A 13,858-nucleotide genomic window follows, 5' to 3' on the forward strand; every position below is an offset into this window, starting at 1 on the left:
CTGAGAGCGCTATCAGCACAACCCGGATGCGCCCCTTACGGTCGGCGGCGTCGAAGGAGGATGATGCGACGGCCGGCCACGCCCGGACGGCCAGGCGCGGGAGGACAGCGATGACGACGGCACACCGACCACCCACCCTGAACGACGTCGCCCTGGCGGCGGGGGTCTCCCGGGCCACCGCGTCGCGGGTGATCGCGGGTACGGGCTACGCCTCGCCGGACGCCCGGGACCGGGTCAACGCCGCCGCCGGCCGGCTCGGGTACGTTCCGAACCTGACCGCCCGCGCGCTGGTCCGGGGCACCGGGGTACGACTGGTGGTCGCCGTGTCCGGCGCCGGCCCGGCGGTCCTCGACGACCCGTACGTCGACCGGGTGGTCGGCGCGGCCGCCCGGGTGTGCGCGCCGTACGGGCTCGGGGTGGCGTTGCACTGGCTGCCGCGGCGGGACCCGTCCGGGCTGCGCCGGCTGGCCGAGGACCGCAGCGTCGGCGGGGTCGTCCTGGTCAACACCACCCAGGCGGTGCTCCGGGCCGTCCCGGCGGCGCTGCGGGGCCGGGTCGCGTCGATCGGCATCGGCTCCGCCCTCGTACCCACCTTCGACGTGGACAACGGCGGCGGCACGAAGGCCGTGGTGCGGCACCTGTACGCCACCGGCCGGCGCCGCATCGCCATGGTGACCGGTCCCCGCTGGCTGTCCTGCGCCGGCCGCTCCGTCGGGGCGTACCGCCGGGTGGTGCGCGACGCGGGCCTGCCGGTGCGGCTGGTGCGGGGGGACTTCAGCGCGCGCCTGGGCCGGGCGGCGGCCCGCGAGGTGCTCCGGCGCTGGCCGGACACGGACGCGATCGTAGGAATCAGCGACGCGACCGCGCTGGGGCTGATCGACGGGCTGCGCGGCGACGGCGTCCAGGTGCCCGGGGACGTGGCCGTCACCGGCTTCGACGACATCCCGCTCGCCGCGATGACCACCCCCGCGCTGACCACGGCGACCCACCCGGTCGGGCAGATCGCCACGGCGGCGGCGACCGCCGTGCTGGCCGGCCGGCCGGTGCCGCCGGCGACGGTGTTCCCGTCCCGGCTGGTCCGCCGCCTCAGCGCCTGACCCGGCCCGGCCGGGACCGCCGGGATCGTGCGGGCCGGCCCGGCAGGGTTAACCGCGGGGGCGGCGGGGTAACCGCCGGCGCACCCACGCCGACGACGAGGAGCGGAGATCCCGTGGCCGAACCCGCCGCGCCGCACCGGCAGCCGGAGGAGAACCCCCGGCACGGCCGGCTCACCGCGCGTCCGGCCCCACCCGCCGCCCGGGCCGCCACCGGCATGGTGACGCTGACCGACGCCGACGGTGGGCCCCTGGCGATGGTGTACGCCCCGGAGCCGGTCGCCGACCGGCCGTACCGGCTGGTGCTGCTGCTGCACGGGGCGGGCGGCTCGGCCCGGCAGGGCCTGGACCTGCTGCTGCCCGTCGCCGACGCGCACCGGCTGCTGCTGGTGGCCCCGCAGGCGGCGTCGAGCAGTTGGGACCTGATCGTGGAAGGTTTCGGGGTGGACGTCCGGCGGATCGACGGGCTGCTCGCCAGCGCCTTCGCCGGCTACCCCGTCGGGCAGGTGGCGTTCGGCGGGTTCTCCGACGGCGCCTCGTACGCCCTCTCCCTGGGCCTGACCAACGGCGACCTGGTCGACGCGGTGGTGGCCTTCTCCCCGGGCTTCGCCGCGCCGCTGGTCACCCACGGCCGGCCCCGGGTCTACGTCTCGCACGGCGCGGACGACCCGGTCCTGCCGGCCGACGTGTGCAGCCGCCGCCTGGTGCCCCGGCTGCGTTCGCTCGGCTACGACGTCACCTACGACGAGTTCCCGGGCCCGCACGAGGTGCCCGCCGACATCCGCCACCGCGCCGCCGACTGGCTGACGGTCGCCGAGTGACCCGGCCGACCGGCATCCGGGACGCCCGACGGTGCGGGCCCGCCGGGCACCATTCGCGCTCGTCTACGCTCGCGGGATGGACCCGCTCACCGGGCTGCTCGACGGCCCCCGGGCCCGGGGCGCCTTCCTGCTCCGGTCGCTGCTGGATCCGCCCTTCGCCCTGCGCATCGAGGACCGCGCCCCGCTGACCGTGGTCGCCCTGGTGCGCGGCGCGGCCTGGGTGGTGCCCGACGACGGCGCGCCGACCCGGCTGGGGCCCGGCGACGTGGCGGTGCTGCGCGGGCCCGACGGCTACCTGGTGGCCGACGACCCGGCCACCCCGCCGCAGGTCGTCATCCATCCCGGGCAGCGGTGCGCCACCCTGCGCGGGGAGCCGCTGGTCGAGTCGATGGCGCTGGGCGTACGCACCTGGGGCACCGGCACGGACGGCGCGACCGTGCTGCTGACCGGCACCTACCAGCTTCCCGGGGAGCTGAGCCGGCGGCTGCTCACCGCCCTGCCGCCGCTGGTCGTCGTCGGGGGCGACGAGTGGCGCAGCCCGCTGGTGCCCCTGCTCGCCGAGGAGGTCACCCGGGACGCGCCCGGCCAGGAGGCGGTCCTCGACCGGCTGCTCGACCTGCTGCTGATCGCCGCGCTGCGCACCTGGTTCGCCCGCCCCGGCGCCGCGCCCGCCTGGTACGTCGCCGCCGCCGACCCGGTGGTCGGCCCGGCGCTGCGGCTGCTCCAGAACGACCCGGCCCGGCCGTGGACGGTCGCCTCCCTCGCGGCCGAGGTGGGCGTCTCCCGGGCGGCGCTGGCCCGCCGGTTCACCGAACTGGTCGGCGAGCCGCCGATGACGTTCCTCACCGGGTGGCGGCTGGCGCTCGCCGCCGACCTGCTCCGCGAGCCGGACGCCACCCTGGGCGCGGTGGCCCGCAAGGTCGGCTACAGCAGCCCGTTCGCGCTGAGCACGGCGTTCCGCCGGGTCCGCGGGGTCACCCCACGCGACCACCGCCTCGCCGCGCCCTGAACCGCCGCCGGACCCGAAGGAGCCCGGGCAGGGCTGCTGGCGGACCCGGCCCTTCGAGTCCGACGTGCGGTGGCAGGCGGTGCGGTCCGGATCACGGGCGGCTCACGTCGCCTCCCGTGCCCGCCGGCAGGGCCGGGCGTCGGGTGGGCGACGCCAGGGGCCCGCATCATGGTGAAGATCCGCTATAAGTGGCGCATGGAGTTTCCCGCCTACCTGGCCACCATGCCGATGCACGCGATCACCGAGATCCACGGCGAACCGGGCCTGCTCGCCCGCTTCCGGCTGGAGCTGCGCGCGTTCGACGAGGCCGCCCGGGGGCGACTCACCGAGGCCCTCGACCTCGCCGCCGAGCTGCACCGCGACGACCGGCGGGTGCGCGAGCCCTACCTCAACCACCTGCTGCGGGTGGCGATCCGGATGATGCACCACTACCAGGTGCGCGACGTCGACGTGATCGTCGCCGGCCTGCTGCACGACGCCGTCGAGGACCACCCCGACGAGCTGGCCGCCGCCGGTGGGCACGCCGGCGACGACGCCACCGCCGCCGCGCTGGCCGTCCTCGCCGAGCGGTTCGGCCCGCGCGTGGCGCGCCTGGTCGCGGCGGTGACCAATCCGGCGTACGACCCGGAGCGCGACAAGCACGCGCAGTACCGGGAGCACGTGGCGGCCAGCCTGGACCGGGAGCCGTGGGCGCGGGTCATCAAGATCTCCGACTTCACCGACAACGGGGTGGGCGTCATCCACACCGTCGGGCCGAAGGTCACCTCGTCGGCCCGCAAGTACCGGCCGCTCGTGCCGGTCTACCGCGAGCTGGTCACCCGGCCGGACACTCCCCTGTCGGCGCCCGTGAAGCGGCACATCCTCGACCAGCTCGACCTGGCCGAGGAACGCTTCAGCGCCATCCTCGACCAGCCGGCGCACCCGAACTGACGACGGCGCGATCCGGTCGGGGGTCAGCCCGACAGGTACACCGTCCGGGTGGGTTCGGCGAGCACCGCGCGCGCAGCCGGCAGGTCGGCCAGCCGCGCGGCCAGGGTCGCCGCCGCCAGGCGTTCGGGCAGCGCGGCGCTGAACTTGAGCCCGGCGAGGGCCTTCTCGGTGACGTCCGGCAGGCAGACCCGCTCGGCGGCGTCGGCCATGGCCGCCCGCACCGTGTTGCGGTCGACGTCGGGTCGCAGCCGGATCGAGGCGTCGTCGTACCGCTGGGTCGGGTCGGCGATCTCGCTGAGGGTGGCGATCAGGGTGGCGTTGGCCCGGAAGCCGGCCCACGTCCACCACTTCGTCTCGCCGTCGGCGTCGCGGGCGACCACCGTGCCGCCGGGGTGGACGAGGGAAGTGGCCTCCTGCCGCAACTGGGCGAGCCTGGTGCTGGCCCGGCCGGTCAGCGCGACCGGCGGGTCGGCGCCGAGGAGCACGTCGCGCATCGCCCGGACCATCCGGTACGACAGCCCCTGGGGCGACCCGCCGGTCATCCAGAGCGCCTTGCCGCCGCCGTCGGCGGGCTCGACGAAGCAGCGCCTGCGCTTCCAGTCGACGTGGGTGACCCGCCAGCTGCGCCCGGCGAGCAGCAGCAGCCGGGGGCCCTGCACCTTGGCGGTGAGCAGCGCAGGGTCCGTGCGCCCGATCTCGGTGCGACCGGAGAGCACGGTGAACTGGGGCGGGGCGGTGAACACCGCCAGCATGTCCATGAAGTGCCGGCGACCGAACCGCAGCTCCGCCTCCGGCCCGATGAAGAGCATCCCGGAGTCGACGTCGAGGTAGCCGCGCTCGACGAGGTGCCGCACGATCACCTCGGCGCTCTTGTCGAAGGGCGCCAGCCCGTTCCACTCCGCCGGCCACACCTGGTCGCCGACGCGGTGCCGCTGCAGCGACAGCGCGAGCATCTGCTGGGCCACGATGTGTCGGGGCTCCGGCGGCGGCACGACGGCCTCTACCCAACCCTGCGACCAGAGGTGGAGCAGCCCGGCGGCGTGCAGCAGCCCTTCGCCGTCCAGCGCGAGGAAGAGGCAGTTCCGGCTGCTGCCGGGCCGCCGTCCGGTCCGGCCGATGCGCTGCAGGAACGCGGCGACGGTACGCGGGGCGTCGATCTGGATGACCCGGTCGAGGTCGCCCACGTCGATGCCCAGCTCGAGGGTGCTGGTGGCGACGATGACGCAGTCCCGCTCCTGCGCGAACGCCTCCTCGGCCCGCCGTCGCTCGTCCACCGACAGCGAGGCGTGGGAGAGGAACGTCGTCACGTCGAGTGCCCGCAGCCGCTGGCCGAGCTCCTCCACCAAGGCGCGGGAGTCGCAGAACACCAACCGCTTCTCGCCGCGGTGCAGGGCCGCGATCACCTTGGCGGCGTTGTGGACGGACCCGACGTAGTCAAGCTCGACCTCGCCGGCCGGAGTCGGTGCCGCCGTCGTGGCGCGGGCCGGCGCGCCGATGCCGGGTGCCACGACCCGCGCCCGCCGCAGGTCGCGTCCGGAGCCCTGCAGCCAGCCCAGCAGCTCGTCGGGGTTGCCCACCGTGGCGGACAGGCCGACCCGCTGCACCGGGCGACCGGCCACCCGGGAGAGGCGTTCGAGGACGGCCAGCAGGTGCCAGCCCCGGTCGTCTCCCGCGAACGCGTGCACCTCGTCGACCACGATCGCCCGGAGCTGCCCGAAGAACTCGTCGTGGTCGACGGCGGCGCTGACCAGCATCGACTCCAGGGACTCCGGCGTGGTGAGCAGGACGTCCGGCCGCTCCCGGAGGATCGTCCGGCGCCGGCCCATGGTCACGTCGCCGTGCCAGAGCGCGGCGCGGCGACCGAGCCAACCGGCGTAGGCCTCGAGGCGGGGCAGGAGGTTGTTGAGCAGGGCCTTCAGCGGGCAGACGTAGAGCACGGAGGTGCCCGCCCAGTTCTCCTGCGCCATCCGGGACAGCAGCGGGAACACCGCCGCCTCGGTCTTGCCGCCAGCGGTGGGGGCGAGGAGCAGGGCGTCCTCGCCGTCGAGCAGCGGCCGCACTGCGGCGTCCTGCAGGGGCCGCAGCGCCGGCCACTGCAACGTGTTGACCACGTGGTGCAGCACGACCGGGTGCAGCAGCTCGGCACCACTCGTCATGACGGAGGCGTCCCTACAGCTCGAGCGGGACCGCGTCGGCGCTGCTCGCGTTGCGCTCGACGTCGGTCATCTCGGTGGCGGTCAGGGTCGGCGCGTAGTGCTGCCGGGGGTCGAACTCGGCGAACTGGTCCACCCGGTCGAGCACCTCCCCCACCAGCTTCTTGAGGAACAGGCGCGGGGCCACCCCGACTTTGCCGCCGAGTCCGCCGGCGACCGCGCGGGCCAGGTCGCCCAGATACCCGTCGTCGACGAGGCCGCGCACCCGGTCCGGGGCCGCCGAACCGTCCGCGTAGAGGTCGCGCACCCGTCCACCCAGCTCGACCAGGGAGTCGACGGTGAAGCCGGGCAGCCGGATCTGCACCGCGCGCGGGTTGTCGAACCGCGCGTCGGTGGTGAAGTCGACGGCGAGCCGCTGCGCCAGCGGCGCGAGCCGCTGCACGCCCTGCGGCCCCTCGTAGAAGGCCGGGGTGCCGGTGATGATCAGGTACAGCCCGGGGAACCGTCCCGAGTGTACCTCGTCGATGAGCTGCCGCAGCGCGTTGAGGGCCTTGTCCCGGGCGTCCGAGCGGACCCGTTGCAGCGTCTCCACCTCGTCGAGCACGAGCAGCAGGCCGGGATGGCCGCTGTCACGCAGCACGGCGAGCAGCCCCTGCACGAAGCTCAGCGCGGCGAAGTGGTCCAGGTCGCCCTTGACGCCGGCGGTCCGGCGGGCGGCCGCGGCGACGTGCGGCTGTCCGCCGAGCCAGGCGAGCACCGCGTCGGCCGTCGTCGAGTCTCCGGCGAGGGTGGCGCGCCGGTAGCCGCGCAGGGCGGCGGCGAAGGCGGGGGCGCTCCGGCTGACGGTCGCGAGCCGCTGGTCCAGCAGCGTGGCGACCGCCCGGTCGAGGGCGTCGACGTCGTCGGCCGCGACCTCGCCGGCCGCGAGGACGTCCTCCTCCAGCGCGTAGAACCAGCCGTCGACGACCGGCCGCAGCGCGCTCGGCGGGAACGTCGAGGTGCTCAGCCGCTCGGTGAGCCGCCGGTAGACGGTCTCCAGCCGGTGCAGCGGGGTCTCGTTCTCGGAGACCTGCACCTCCGCCGTGGCGAGGTTGGCCCGTCGGGCGCGTTCGGCGATCCACCGGGTGAAGAACGTCTTACCGGAGCCGTACTCGCCGCGGACGGCCTTGAAGACGGAGCCGCCGGTGGCGACGGTGTCGAGGTCCTCGCCGATCGCGGCGCCGAACCGGTCGAGCCCCACCGCGAAGAGGTCGAGGCCGGCCGAGGGCACGGCGCCCCGGCGCAGGGCGTCGACGACCTCCCGGCGGCGGGCCGGGCTGACGCCGCTCACGAGGGGCCTGCCGGCAGCCGGAACTGCTCCCGCAGCAGCCGCAGGTCCAGCCGTACGGTGCGGCCGTTGTCGGTCAGCGAGAGCACCGGGTAGTTGTCGACGTTGAAGATCCGTTGCAGGGCGTTGACGAAGCCGGTCGCGCGGGCCGGCACCTCGCCGGCCCGCTGGGCCAGCACCGCCGCCGGCAGCACGCCCTTGGCGTCGGCCAACGCGCGCATCGCCGCCTCGATCTTCCGCACTTCCACCCGACGCGGCGTCAGGCCGTGCTGCGCCTCGAACAGCTCGGTGGCGAGCAGCGCCGCCACCAGGTCGCCGTCGCCGGCCGGCGTCACCGCCGCGGTCGTCGTCGCCTCCGGTACGTCGAACAGCGCGTCCCCGGTGACGGCGGGGGCCTTCCGGCGCGGCTTGGGCACGGCTGCCGGCGCCACGGCAGCCGGTGGCGACGCGGCCGGTGCGGTCGGCCGCCACCACTGCGGTTCGCGGGCCTCGACGGGTGCCCAGCCGGCCGGCGGCTCGGCGACGTTCGGCAGCAGGAAGGCCAGCAGCGGGATGGTGACTTCGGCGAGCGACGCGCCGCCGTGGTAGCCCGCCTTGCTGGGCCGGTACCGCAGCAGCGGGTCCCACAACGCGATCGTCCGCTTGCCGTCGGCGACGACGCGGGGGCCGGACAGCTCGATCTCGCCGGGCGCGGTCGGGCCGGGGCCGGTCCGGTGCCGCGCCGAGGCGGCGTCGGCGGCCTTGACGTGCTGACCGCCGCGTTCCAGCACGTGACCATGGTCGCTGGTGACGACGATCGCGCGGCCGGAGGACCGCGCCTGGTCGAGCAGGCTGCGCAGGAACCCGATGTCGTCGAGCTGCCACCCGGCCTCGTCGCCCTCCCGCCCGTGGGCCAGCGACTCGTCCACCGTGTTGATCACGACGGCAACCACGGGCGCCGGGCCCGCGACCGCCGCCGCCAGTTCGCCGGCGAACACCTCGCCCGCGCCGCCCCGGGCCGGGCCCTTGTGGAAGATCCGCGAGCCCCTGCCCCAGCGGCCGTCGGCGAAGAGCTTCTTCTCGTGCTCCTGGTTACCGCTGCGCAGCGCGCCGGCGAAGAGCGAGGTGCGGGAGACGGCGGTCAGCGTGGGCAGCGCCGCCACGACGCCCCGCCGGCGTCCCGCGCCGGCCCCGGCGAGCGGGTCGTACTCGACCCAGTGCTGGGACAGCTCGTCGGCGAGCTGCACCGCGACCGCCGCACTCATCCCGTCGAGGACCACGAGCAGCACCGGCCGGTCGGCGCGGATCAACGGCTCGACGACACGCGGAAGCAGATTCTCCACGGTGAGCAGCCCGCCGTCGTTGCCCGGCCCGGCGGTCGCCCAGGCGCCGAGGCGTCCGGCGAAGGCGCCGTCGAGTTCACGGCGACGTGCCTGCGCGCGATCGTGGATCGCCCGGAACGCCTGCTGCAGCTCCGGATGGGCGTCCTCACCGGCCCAGACGTGGTTGAGCGCCAGGTCGACCCAGCCCCACTCGGCGATCTGCCGATCCACCCCGTCGGCGACGCTCTCGGGCGGTGCCACGTCCGTGCCGAGCCAGCGGACGAGGCGCTGCGCCATCCGGATCCGCGTGATCCGCTGCGTCTCCGCCTCCGCCAGCCGGTGCTCGGCGAGGTGCCCGACCGCCACCTCCAAAGCGGGGTCCGCCGCGTCGTGCAGCCCGGTGAGCAGGGCTCGGGCCGCGACACCGATCCGCTGGTTGAAGCCGGTGCGCAGGATCGGGCTGTGCCCGGCGCTGCCGGCCGCGTTGAACTGGACGAGCAGTTCCTCTGCCCGGTCGAGCACCGCGTGCCCCTGCCGCCGCACGTCGGTCTTCGGGGCGACGAGCAGGCCGGTGACGACCTGCACGGCAGCCTCGGCGAAGCCCCGCACGGTCGCGTCGTCGTTGAGGCTGCCGAAATACTGGTCGACCCGGCCCTGGGCGCGTACCGCGTCGGCGCTGTCGGTGCTCCACAACGCGTCGCAGACCAGGCCGAGGGGCAGCGCCTCCGTGCCGTGACCGGCGGCGATCAGCGCGAACAGGGCCTTCGCCGGCCGGCCGAACTGCTCCACGAGCCACCGGGCCAGCCCGTCCTGTTCCTCCTCGCGGAGCAGCCCGTACGCCTCGACCGCGCCCGGTTGGGCGCTCCACCGCAGCAGCGCGGCGACGTCGAGGTCGTCGGGGCCCTCGCCCCGCCGGTCGAGGCCGAGGCGCACGGCGGCGAGGTGCCGCAGCGCGACGTCGCGGGTCAGCACGGCGGTGGCCAGCTTGGGCCAGCCCGCAGCCGGCATCGCGTCGAGCAACGCCATCCCGGCCCACGACTCCCGCTCCAGAGCGGTGTCCGGCAGTTGCGCGCCGAACGCGTCCACGACGAGGTCCCACGGCTCGACGGTGAGGACCCGCTGCCGGAAGATCCGGCTCCGGACGCCGTGGTGCAGCACGGACTCCGGGATGTCGGTGAGCAGCACCAGCACCTCGTCGCCGCGGTCGGCGACGAGGTGCTCCCAGACGGCGAGCGGCGACACGCACGGCACGATCCGGGCGCGCCGGCCGTCGGGCAACAGCATCGTCGGGTCGTGCGGCCACGCCGGTTCGGCGCGCACCACCAGCACGGGGTACGCGTCTCCGTTGCGGTGCCGGTCGAGTTGTTGCGCCACCTTCTGGCGCAACGCCACCGGGCTGATCCGCAGCGCCTGGGCGAGGGCGGGTGCCTGAGTCACGGCACGATTCTCCAGCTCACCTCGATCGTGTCATCCGGGTGGGCGGCCGCGAAGGCGCGGAGCTTCTCGACCGCCCGGTCAATATCGGCCGCAGGAACAGCCACCTCGCTCCTCGGGGCGACCACCGTGTCGCCGCCGTCCGGCTGGACCTTCTCAGCGGGATCGCGGATCACGACGTCAGGAGACCGGTCGTCGATCAGCTCCCGGCGGCGGGTCACTCGGCGGATGAGCGCCACCGCGTCGGACTGGGCCCGGCGCAGGGCCGGGGACAGCGGGGCGGTCAGCTCGTCGGCCTGGCCGACCCGGCGCAACTCGGCGAGGATCGCCGCCGCCTCGGTGGCGTACGGCGCACCGAGGCCGCTGATGATCTCGAAGTTGTCCCAGGAGACGCCGGCCAGGTCGGCCGACACCTGCGAGGCGCTCTTGATGCTCTTTCCGGTGCGGTCGGCGGGCCCACCGAGCTCGGCCCGGGCGAGGCGCTCCACGGTCTCCACCGCCGATCGCGCGGTGGACAGGCCCTCCAGCAGGTCGGCGGCGGCACGGGCGGTGCCCAGTCGACCGTTCGCCGAATCCTTGTCGATCCCCAGCCACTTCACGTGCTGTTCGAGTCGGGCGACCAGCCCGTGTGCCGCCTCGCGATACCGGTTCGCCTGGATCGTCAGGTCGCGGCCGAACATCGCCACCAGTCGTCCCCGCCGCAACGCGATCGGCTGGACGCCGAAGATGGCGGCGGACCGGGCGCGCGCGGCGTCCCAGTCCTCCTGGCTGGGCAGCCGCTCCTCGCGCAGGGTGTGGTCCGCCCCGATCTTGCCGACCTCAGGGGCCGGGACGACCTCGCTGCCGTGCAGGTAGAAGGCACGGTCGGTCTGCTCGGCGAAGGTGGCGACGACGAGCTGCGCCACGATCGGGTCGAGGCCGCGCGCCTGCGGCTCGTCGGTCCAGCGCAGCAGGTCGGCCACCCGCAGCTCGCCCTTGATGCCCTCGGTGGCGGCCTTGTGCTGGAAGTGCTGGGCCCACTGCCCCTCGATGACGAACGCCGCCTCGTGCATGGTGCCGAGCCCGAGCGGGTTGGCGATGCGGCGCAGCGTCTGCCGGTGGGCCCGCTCCACCTCGACGCGACCCTCGGGCGACTCGACCGCCCGCCGGACGTGGTCGAGGACGACCTTGACGTCGGGCAGGCGTACGGCTTCGCCCTTGCGGTCGGGGTCGAAGTCCGGGTGGGCGGGGAACTGCTGGCTGAGCATCTGGTCGCCGAGGCTACGCAACGCGTCGTTGAAGGTCGCGCCCATGGGCAGCTTCGGCTCCAGGGCGCGGGTGAGCGACTGGAGGTGGTCGTCGAACCCGAGCTGCACGTCGGTGGGCTGCTTGCCGGCCAGCCCGTACGCCTGGCGCAGCACGGCCTGCATCTTGTTCAGCAGCGCGCTGCGCTGGTTGGTCAGCGCGGCGTGGGCGCGGCGCCGGTCGTCGGGGTTGAGGTGCTCGGCGTGGCTCTCGAAGCGCTGGCCCTCGAGCAGCTTGTCGATGATGACCAGCTTGCCCAGCTCGGTGCGGCGCTCGACGGTGAGGGCGGCCGGAATCCAGCAGACCGTGCGGGAGCTCGTCCGGCCGATGAGTTCCTGCACCCGCTGCCGGTCGTCGGCGGGGCCGTGGCTGCCGTCGTCGAACGGATAGTCGATGATCATGCGCCAGCCGGCCGGGTCGTTCGGGTGGAACGCCTCGTCCCGGATGTCGTGCGGGTCGCGGACGTTGCCGTAGACCAGCTCGATCGTGCGGCGGCTCCCCCGCCAGGTCAGCCCCGCCTCGGCGAAGAACGAGTCGCTCCACGGCACGCCGAGCTGCTGCCAGAGCAGCCGCTGGACCATGTGCTTGCGGGCGCCCTCGTTGTCGTAGTGCTTGGCGGTGGCGAGCACGCTGTCGACGTCGACGCCGACCAGTTCCAGGGAGACCACCGGGTCGTCGCCCTCGCCGATGCGGATCTCGGCGAACCGGCCTGCCCAGTCGGCGAGCTTGCGGCTGACCTGGGCGACCTCGCCGCCGGGGATCGGGCTGGTGATGCTGCCGTGGTTGAGCGCGGACAGCCGCCGGGCGGTCAGGTTCCGCAGCGCCGGCACGCTGGGCGCGAGGGCCGCCAGCAGCAGCGTCTTGATCAGCCGGTCGTCGCCGGTGAAGGCCCGGATCCGGCCGGTCGTCTCGGCGGGCTGGGGGTCGCCGCGGCGGGCCGCGTCGAGGTCGTCGTCGGTGAGGTCGTACTGGCCGAGGAGGTAGGGGCGCAGCTTCAGGTCGTAGAGCTTCTGGGCCATCTCGAACTCGGCCTTGAGCTTCTCGGTGAAGGGCTGGTCACCGCCGCTGCTGATCACGTCGTAGAGATCGCCGAGCGGCACGAGCTGCCCGAGGCGCAGCGTGTCGCGGCGGTCGACCAGCAGTTGGCGCATCAGCTTCAGCGCGGTGCGGGAGCGCTGCAGCGCGCTGGAGACGTGGACGAGCGTGGAAAGGAACGCGGGGCTGAACGGGTACGTCGACCGGAAGGCGTCGATGTCGGCGCCGCTGCCGGAGTCGGTGCCGAGCAGGGTGTCGAAGACCTCCCGGCGTACCTTCGTGGTGGCGTCGAAGGCCCGGGCGATGGCATCGCCGGCCGTGGTGTCGCGGGGCTTGAGCAGCCGGCGGCGGGCGATCTCCGGGAGATTGCGGTCCTCCAGCTTGATCACGTCGAAGCGGCCGCTGGCCAGGTTGAGGGTGTCCTGGTAGCTCAGCTCGTTGGCGCCGGTCACCTCCTCGCCGACGAGTTCGCGCAGGTCGCGCTGGCGGGCGATGAAGCTGATCACCGGGATGGGCCGGCGGGTGTCGCCGCCCTCGACGAAGTTGGTGATCTTCTGGATCTCGCGGGAGACGAACTGCTGGTCGCCGATCGAGTTGGCCAGCCAGAGGATCAGCTCGTCGAGGAAGAGGATCAGGCCGTGGTAGCCGAGCTCCTTGGCGTGCCGGCTGATCTCGGTCAGGCCCCGGTCGAGCGAGACGAACGCCTCGGCGTCCTCGCGCGCGTTGCTGAAGAAGCCCTTGTTCCAGCTCGTCAGCAGGTCGTTGACCAGCTTGCGGCGCAGCTCGTCGTTGTACGCGCCGGCGAACGCCTGGTCGAGCCGCTCGGGCGTCCAGAAGGTTTCGCTCTCGCCCCACTCGTCCTCGACGTCCCCGCCCGGCAGGCCTTCGATGAACTGCTTGTCGCCGATCTTCTCCCGCAGCGAGGCGGCCTGGTCCAGCAGCGCGTCGGTGCGGTGCACAGCCGGGATGGGCGCCTCGGGGTGCAGCGCGCGGACGCGGTCTACGTAGCCGCCCAGCACACGCTGTTCCAGGGAGCGGGCGTCGAGCAGGTGATAGGGCACCAGCAGGAACTTGCGGCCGTCCAGCCAGACGCTGTGCTTGGCGACGAGCGGCGCGAACTCGTCCCGCCCCCGGGCGGCGGACTCGCCGCGCAGCAGCGCGTGCAGCACCGCCATGAAGTGCGACTTACCGGAGCCGAAGGAGCCGTGCAGGTAGGCGGCCTTCGACGCGTGCCCCTCGACCGCCGATCGAATCAGCCCGAGCGCCTCGTCGAAGTTGCCGAGCAGCCGGTCCGTGACGACGTAGTCGCGGAGGGTGGCGTCGGCGTCGGCGACGCTGTCGGCGAGCTTGAGCACGAAGTCGCTGGTGCTCGTGCGCTCCGGGATGTCGATGAACTCCCGGAGCAGCGGCGCGGGGGTGGGCGAAGACATGCTGCATACCGTACCGATCACCGAACACGCCGTCATGCAG

The 13,858-nt window shown here is 74.2% G+C and carries 8 protein-coding genes; 4 read left to right on the forward strand and 4 right to left on the reverse strand.

Going from position 1 to position 13,858, the window contains the following annotated elements; translation table 11 throughout:
- Positions 1-110 precede the first annotated feature (110 nt).
- The 4 genes from GA0070606_RS04355 (at position 111) to GA0070606_RS04370 (ending at position 3,854) form a co-directional block, all read left to right on the forward strand.
- Positions 111-1,097: a LacI family DNA-binding transcriptional regulator gene (locus GA0070606_RS04355; RefSeq protein WP_091095284.1), complete on the forward strand. Its 987-nt coding sequence runs from the start codon at positions 111-113 to the stop codon at positions 1,095-1,097.
- 113 nt (positions 1,098-1,210) lie between these two features.
- A complete protein-coding gene (locus GA0070606_RS04360) occupies positions 1,211-1,915 on the forward strand; it encodes an alpha/beta hydrolase (protein ID WP_091095286.1) in 705 nt (234 codons plus the stop codon).
- 76 nt (positions 1,916-1,991) lie between these two features.
- Positions 1,992-2,924, forward strand: a complete 933-nt coding sequence (locus tag GA0070606_RS04365) for an AraC family transcriptional regulator (RefSeq protein ID WP_091095288.1) — start codon at positions 1,992-1,994, stop codon at positions 2,922-2,924.
- A gap of 195 nt (positions 2,925-3,119) precedes the next feature.
- On the forward strand, positions 3,120-3,854 hold the full coding sequence (locus GA0070606_RS04370; RefSeq protein WP_091095290.1) for an HD domain-containing protein: 735 nt from the start codon (positions 3,120-3,122) through the stop codon (positions 3,852-3,854).
- Positions 3,855-3,877: 23 nt separating this feature from the next.
- Here GA0070606_RS04370 and GA0070606_RS04375 read toward each other — a convergent pair whose 3' ends face one another.
- The 4 genes from GA0070606_RS04375 to pglY are packed head-to-tail and all read right to left on the reverse strand — an operon-like array spanning position 3,878 to position 13,818.
- The gene (locus tag GA0070606_RS04375; protein ID WP_091095292.1) at positions 3,878-6,010 is read right to left on the reverse strand and encodes a DEAD/DEAH box helicase; all 2,133 of its coding nucleotides are present in this window, start codon (positions 6,008-6,010) and stop codon (positions 3,878-3,880) included.
- 13 nt (positions 6,011-6,023) lie between these two features.
- Positions 6,024-7,337 (reverse strand): BREX system ATP-binding protein BrxD, encoded by a 1,314-nt coding sequence (gene brxD / locus GA0070606_RS04380; protein WP_091095294.1) that lies wholly within the window; start codon positions 7,335-7,337, stop codon positions 6,024-6,026.
- Entirely contained in the window at positions 7,334-10,072 is a 2,739-nt protein-coding gene (gene pglZ, locus GA0070606_RS04385) for a BREX-2 system phosphatase PglZ (RefSeq protein ID WP_091095296.1), read from the reverse strand. Before pglZ ends, brxD begins: the two co-directional genes overlap by 4 nt.
- Positions 10,069-13,818 carry a BREX-2 system ATPase PglY gene (gene pglY / locus GA0070606_RS04390; protein ID WP_091095298.1) on the reverse strand — a complete coding sequence of 1,250 codons (3,750 nt, stop codon included), beginning with the start codon at positions 13,816-13,818 and terminating at the stop codon, positions 10,069-10,071. The genes pglZ and pglY overlap by 4 nt, the downstream gene beginning before the upstream one ends.
- Positions 13,819-13,858 lie beyond the last annotated feature (40 nt).

It is taken from the genome of Micromonospora citrea (assembly GCF_900090315.1).
Classification (GTDB): Bacteria; Actinomycetota; Actinomycetes; order Mycobacteriales; family Micromonosporaceae; genus Micromonospora; species Micromonospora citrea.

Coding starts and splice junctions, on each gene's coding strand:
- GA0070606_RS04355 (WP_091095284.1), top strand. CDS start 111: ATGACGACGGCACACCGACCACCCACCCTGAACGACGTCGCCCTGGCG.
- GA0070606_RS04365 (WP_091095288.1), top strand. CDS start 1,992: ATGGACCCGCTCACCGGGCTGCTCGACGGCCCCCGGGCCCGGGGCGCC.
- GA0070606_RS04370 (WP_091095290.1), top strand. CDS start 3,120: ATGGAGTTTCCCGCCTACCTGGCCACCATGCCGATGCACGCGATCACC.
- GA0070606_RS04375 (WP_091095292.1), bottom strand. CDS start 6,010: ATGACGAGTGGTGCCGAGCTGCTGCACCCGGTCGTGCTGCACCACGTG.
- pglY (WP_091095298.1), bottom strand. CDS start 13,818: ATGTCTTCGCCCACCCCCGCGCCGCTGCTCCGGGAGTTCATCGACATC.